Below are 5,260 nucleotides of genomic sequence, written 5' to 3' on the forward strand. Positions count from 1 at the left end.
GTTCACTGCTCCTTGGATCGGTCCATGCCCGGTGGCGAGCATGGAAAAGTCGGTCATTCGATTCGGGCGCGCACCCGGCTGGGCGTCGCGAACGCGTTAGAACGTGTGGCGCAGACCAATGCCGGCCGACGCCTGTTTATTGGTGCTCGACGGGTTGATGAACTGCGTGACCTGGGCCACCTGCGCGTCGCCCATCGCGCGCTGGAACGTGGCGAACGCATAGAGGTCCGTGCGTTTCGAGAGACTGTAGGTGGCGGTCGCGTTGTACTGGATGTAGCGCGGATCGCCGTCGTTGGCGTCGATCTTGCCGTCGGTGTAGGTCACGCCCAGTCCCGCGGAAAACGCCGGCGTGAAGTAGTAGACGCCGTTGACTTCGTAGTTCATGAAGTGAACGTTCTGATTTTCGAAGCCGTTCTTGTAGGTCGTGCTCGTGATGTCGCCGCCCAGCTTCAGCGAGCCGAACTTGTAGGCCGCGCCGCCGCCCATGGTCAGGAACGAACTGGCCACGGTCACGAATTCGCCGTCGGCGGAATTCGACGGCTTCCAGAACGTGCCCGCCGAGCGGTCGCCGGGCTGGCGCGCGTAGGTCATGCCGAAGCCGACGTAGAGCGGGCCGTCGTCGTAGCTGCCGCCAAGGCTCCACATGCTGTCCTTGCCGAAGCTGCCGGGCTGGCCGCCGAAGCTGTACAGCACGCTGCCCGTGAACGCGCCGTAGGTCTTGGTGTACTTCGCGGCGTTGTCCACGCGCACGCCGCGGTTGGTCAAGTCCATGTCGCCCGGGTGCTCCATGTAGACGGACCAGTCGGCGGCCGTGAGGTGCGCGACGTAATCCACCATTGATTCGTACTGCCGACCGAACGTGAGCGCGCCCCAGCGATCGTTTTCGATGCCGACGTAGGCCTGGCGTCCGAACATCAGGCCGCCTTGCCCGAGCGAGCCGTCCGTCACGTCGAAGCCGTTTTCGAGCCGGAAGATCGCGTGCGTGCCGCCGCCCAGATCTTCGGTTCCCAACAGGCCGAAGCGGCTGCCGCGCGTGGTGCCGCTGCTCATCGCCACCGTGCTGCCGCCGCCCTGATTGTTCGTGTACTGGATCGAGGCGTCGATCAGGCCATAGAGCGTGACGCTTCCTTGTGCGTGCGCGCCGGCGGCCGCGCATGAAAGTACCGCTGCAATGCAGAACGTCTTCTTCATCCCGTTATCCCTTAGAGGCAGGCGTCCTCGGTGCTGGTGCGAGGTCGTGGTTGTAGTCGTTGATCCAGCGGAACAAAGTATGAGGTATACAAAAATATCGCCAATGGATTTTTGATTTCGGTCCATCGACGGGTTTGCGCCGCTTGCGGGATTTTTTTAGGCGTGGTGACGGTGGAAAAGCGCCGAATTTTGGGGTTTATGGACGGCTGAGGAGCGGAAAGAGCATCAAACGCTCTCGGGTAAACGCTGATTATTTTACTGTTGCTCGTCGCCAGTTACGTACATAGTATACAAAAGCGGTGTTGCGCCAGTGAGCGGTATAGCGGGCAATGCAACAAGAAGGTTGCCGCGAAACTGTGCGGTCGGCGCAACAGTCGCGTTTCCAAAAGCGTTGCGCGTGCGCGTCAGTTCGTAGAAAAACCCGGCGCGAGAGCGGCGGCATTGCCTCAATCGTATGTTTCGGAAAGAACGCGTTTCCGGCTGCCGTCCAGGCGTTCGGCGTCATCTACTCTCGTGCCCGGAATGCCGGCGTGCCTGACTATTTCGTCACTCCCAATAAAAAGAAGGAAGCTCAATGTTTGGCAATATCAAAATCGGTCCGCGCATCGCGCTTTCGTACGGCGTGCTGTTCCTGCTGATGATGGGCGTGATCGCGCTCGCGATAGCGCACATGGACGGCAGCGATCCCGGTTTCGGCCGCGTTCGCGGCATGTTCGTCGGCGCGGGATTGCTTGCTGCCGTTATTTGCCTCGGGTCGATCGCGGCGCTCGCGCGCAGCATCGGCAAGCCGTTGGCGGACGCCATCCATATTGCGGAGACGGTGGCGTCCGGCGATTTGAGCAAGGAGTTCTCGAGCGATCACGGCGGCGAGTTCGGTCGCTTGCTCGGCGCGCTGGCCCATATGGAGGACACGCTGACCGATCTCGTCACGCGCATCAAGGAATCCACCGACACCATCGCCACGGCGTCGCAGCAAATCGATGCGGGCAACGGCGACCTCTCGCAACGCACCGAGCGGCAAGCCGCTTCGCTTCAGGAAACGGCGGCGAGCATGGACCGGATCACGGCGACGGTGCGCCAAAGCGCCGAGCGGGCGCGCGCGGCCAGCGAGCGCGCCGACGACGCATCGGCCATTGCCACGCAAGGTGGTGCCGTGGTGGCAAGCGTGGTGGGCACGATGGAGTCGATCAGCGCGAGTTCGGGCAAGATCGTCAACATCATTCAGGTGATCGAGGACATCGCGTTCCAGACCAATATTCTCGCGCTCAACGCGGCGGTGGAGGCGGCGCGCGCCGGCGAGCAGGGGCGCGGCTTCGCGGTCGTCGCAAGCGAAGTGCGCAGCCTTGCGCAGCGCAGCGCCGTGGCCGCCAAGGAAATTCGCGGGCTGATCGTCGAATCGGTCGAGCACGTGACGAGCGGATCGCGGCTCGTGGGCGAAGCAGGCGCCACGATGCAGGCGATCATGCGGGCCGTGAACGAGGTCACGGCATTGCTCGGCGAGATTTCCGGCGCGCTGGCGCAGCAGAGTATCGGCGTGGACGAAGTGAACCAGGCGGTGGCGCACATGGATGCCACCACGCAGCAAAACGCGTCGCTGGTCGAACAGGCCGCGGCCGCCGCTTCGTCGTTATCGCAGCAAATCTTGCAGCTTCAACGGGCCGTGAACGCGTTCAAGCTCGACGACGAAGTGGCGCCCCGTCCACTGGATTCGCATTCCGAAACATTGGTCTGGGCCGCGTTGCAGGCGAATCCGTTGCGTTGTTGAAACTCGCGCAAGGCGGGGCGGGTTCCCCGCTGTCAAGCCGCTGTCAACCCGCTGTCAAGCCACGCTGCCGATGAAGTGAAGAATCTCGCGCCCCAGGTATTCTTCGCCGGAATTGAAGTGCGCGACGATCGACGTATGGTTGTGGCCGCGCATCTGGATCAGGCGAGGCGGCACGCCGCGATGGCGCAGCGCCTCAATGAAGAACTGCGCGCCGTATTCGTCGAGGTAGGGGTTTTCGAATTCGGCCACGGCGATCATCAGCGGCACGCAGGAGCGCGCCACATGACTGAGCGGCGAGCGCGCGGCGTAGAGGCTTTCGTCGTCGCCGAAATAGGTGCGCACGGGTTTCGCATTCGGATTGCCGGGGCGCACGTCGGCGGCTACGCGTGCGCTGATCAACACGAGTCCGGCCACGGGCGGCGGCGGGCACGGCGCGGTCACGGCCGCGTCGAACAGGGTCGTCGCGGCATGCGCGCCGCCGGCCGAATGGCCGATCACGAATACGCGCCGCGGGTCGATTCGCCACTCGCTTGCGTGGCGATGGACGAAGTCGAGCGCTTGGGTCACGTCTTGCGCGCCGCCGGGGTAGGGCGCCGCGTCGGCGAGGCGATATTCGACGTTGATGGCCGCCAGGCCCTGCGCTGCGAACCAATAGCAGACGTTGTCGTAAATCTCGCCGTTGACGCTCTTGCTGCCGCGCACGAATGCGCCGCCGTGCACGAACACCACGACGTCGAGCGGCTTTTCTTCTTCGTGGCCGCCGCGCGCCGCATCCACAGCGGGCAGAAAGACGTCGAGCACGTGCCGCGCGTGCGGACCGTAACTCAGGTCGCGCTTGACTTCGATGCCGTCCTTGGGCGCGGCCGCGACGAGCGGCGTGTAGCACTCGATCACGGTTTGCCGGTGGCCGACGATGTCCTGCCCCCAGCGCGGCCCGATGTCGAGCAGCAGTCGGCGTTGATCTTCGGGCAAGGAGCCGAGCGGCTCCGAGGTCGCGAGGCGGCTCACCATGACACGCTCACGTCGCCGTTGACGAAGGTCTGGCACGCCATGCGATAACCCGCTTCGATGTCGGCGGCGGTGAGATGGCGTTTTTCCTTCTCTTTCACCGCGTCGGTGTTTTCGATGCCGCTTTCGACCCGGCATTTGCAGGTGCCGCACAGGCCGCCGCCGCACTTGAAGGGAATGCCGCCTTTTTCGCGCAGCGAGACGCGCAGCAAATTGCTGTTGGGCGGTGCGCTGACGCGTTTGCTGTCGTTGCTGAGAAAAGTAATCTGGATCATGCGTGAGACCTGTTCTGGCTGGATACGGAAATCGACGCGGCGCTTCAGCAGGCTAACGGCGTGGCGCGCGGTTCGAGCGAAGCGTCCTGGCCGCGCGTGCCGACCAGCATTCGAAGCGCCGCGAAGGCCGCGTCGCGATCGGCGTATTTTTCGAGGAAGCGCGTGGGCATGTCGTTGACCGCGCCGCCTTCGGCTTCTTCGATCACGCGCAGGCGTGCTTCGCCATAGAGCGCGGCGATGACAAAGGTCGCGACGTGGCGACCGCAATATACGTAGTCCCAGGTTTCGGCGGGCGCGAGCTTGCCGGTGGGTTCGGTCCGATACTGGCCAGGTTTGCTCGTGAGGATCACGTAGGCGATCGGGGCGATGGCTTGGGCGCTCATGCGGTCCCCACGTCGGTTTGCTCCAGTTCGATGTCGTGCTCGATCCAGAGCTGGCAGGCGAGGCGATAGCCTTGTTCGAGGCGCTCGCCAAGCTGCTTCTTTTCCTTCCAGTTGGGCGCGGGCAGATGTTCGCCGCCCGCGCGAACCACGCACGCGCACCTGGAGCACTTGCCCATGCCGCACTCGTAGCGAAGATGCGGAAACGGAAACTGCTTGATGCCGGCGCGAACCACGAGGTTGGTGTTTTCCTTCACGTCGCCCTCGTAGGTTTCGCCATTTCTGTGAAATATGACCCTCGGCATTGCCGTTTCCTCTCCATCGTTAGACCGGAACGCGCGCGCAGCAGCGCGCTCGCTTTCTCCGGATTGTAGCGATTAGTGAGAACATTGTATACTTGATTCCAAATTGTCAGGGCTTTGCAGATAGGTCCGTTGAGGCCGGCGAGCGTTGATAGCATCGGCCAGAAGCCGGTAATCTTGACGTTGAGCGGTATCGCCGAATCCCGTAGGCGGGCGCCTCCGTCTAATAAAAAGTATACAGTATTCTTAGAGTCGGTTATTCTACGCCCACGGTCCACCGGCCGGGCGCTTCGCCCGACGCGGCGGGCGTCGTTCCCACCAAGATCAGGAGCAAAAGAA

The 5,260-nt window shown here is 63.1% G+C and carries 6 protein-coding genes; 1 reads left to right on the top strand and 5 read right to left on the bottom strand.

Going from position 1 to position 5,260, the window contains the following annotated elements; genetic code table 11:
* Window positions 1–96 precede the first annotated feature (96 nt).
* Window positions 97–1,191 (bottom strand): porin, encoded by a 1,095-nt coding sequence (locus tag U5805_RS31330; protein WP_322107364.1) that lies wholly within the window; start codon window positions 1,189–1,191, stop codon window positions 97–99.
* Window positions 1,192–1,765: 574 nt separating this feature from the next.
* Between U5805_RS31330 and U5805_RS31335 the strand changes: the two genes are divergently transcribed.
* Window positions 1,766–2,956, top strand: a complete 1,191-nt coding sequence (locus U5805_RS31335) for a methyl-accepting chemotaxis protein (protein ID WP_322107365.1) — start codon at window positions 1,766–1,768, stop codon at window positions 2,954–2,956.
* A 54-nt stretch (window positions 2,957–3,010) separates the two neighbouring features.
* On the opposite strand, the gene U5805_RS31340 is transcribed toward U5805_RS31335, so the two are convergent.
* Genes U5805_RS31340 through U5805_RS31355 form a run of 4 tightly spaced genes read right to left on the bottom strand, consistent with a single transcriptional unit; the run spans window position 3,011 to window position 4,924 of the window.
* Window positions 3,011–3,967 carry an alpha/beta hydrolase gene (locus tag U5805_RS31340; protein ID WP_322107366.1) on the bottom strand — a complete coding sequence of 319 codons (957 nt, stop codon included), beginning with the start codon at window positions 3,965–3,967 and terminating at the stop codon, window positions 3,011–3,013.
* Window positions 3,961–4,239: a 2Fe-2S iron-sulfur cluster-binding protein gene (locus U5805_RS31345; protein ID WP_322107367.1), complete on the bottom strand. Its 279-nt coding sequence runs from the start codon at window positions 4,237–4,239 to the stop codon at window positions 3,961–3,963. The genes U5805_RS31340 and U5805_RS31345 overlap by 7 nt, the downstream gene beginning before the upstream one ends.
* Window positions 4,240–4,283: 44 nt before the next feature.
* On the bottom strand, window positions 4,284–4,622 hold the full coding sequence (locus U5805_RS31350; RefSeq protein ID WP_322107368.1) for a hypothetical protein: 339 nt from the start codon (window positions 4,620–4,622) through the stop codon (window positions 4,284–4,286).
* Window positions 4,619–4,924, bottom strand: coding sequence for a 2Fe-2S iron-sulfur cluster binding domain-containing protein (locus tag U5805_RS31355; RefSeq protein ID WP_322107369.1), 306 nt, complete (start codon window positions 4,922–4,924; stop codon window positions 4,619–4,621). Before U5805_RS31355 ends, U5805_RS31350 begins: the two co-directional genes overlap by 4 nt.
* Window positions 4,925–5,260: the final 336 nt, after the last annotated feature.

The sequence above is a fragment of the Paraburkholderia sp. J41 genome (assembly GCF_905220235.1).
GTDB lineage: Bacteria > Pseudomonadota > Gammaproteobacteria > Burkholderiales > Burkholderiaceae > Paraburkholderia.

Bases quoted from the DNA above. Each gene is read 5' to 3' on its own strand.
- U5805_RS31330 (WP_322107364.1), bottom strand. From the start codon at position 1,191: ATGAAGAAGACGTTCTGCATTGCAGCGGTACTTTCATGCGCGGCCGCC.
- U5805_RS31335 (WP_322107365.1), top strand. From the start codon at position 1,766: ATGTTTGGCAATATCAAAATCGGTCCGCGCATCGCGCTTTCGTACGGC.
- U5805_RS31350 (WP_322107368.1), bottom strand. From the start codon at position 4,622: ATGAGCGCCCAAGCCATCGCCCCGATCGCCTACGTGATCCTCACGAGC.
- U5805_RS31340 (WP_322107366.1), bottom strand. From the start codon at position 3,967: ATGGTGAGCCGCCTCGCGACCTCGGAGCCGCTCGGCTCCTTGCCCGAA.
- U5805_RS31355 (WP_322107369.1), bottom strand. From the start codon at position 4,924: ATGCCGAGGGTCATATTTCACAGAAATGGCGAAACCTACGAGGGCGAC.
- U5805_RS31345 (WP_322107367.1), bottom strand. From the start codon at position 4,239: ATGATCCAGATTACTTTTCTCAGCAACGACAGCAAACGCGTCAGCGCA.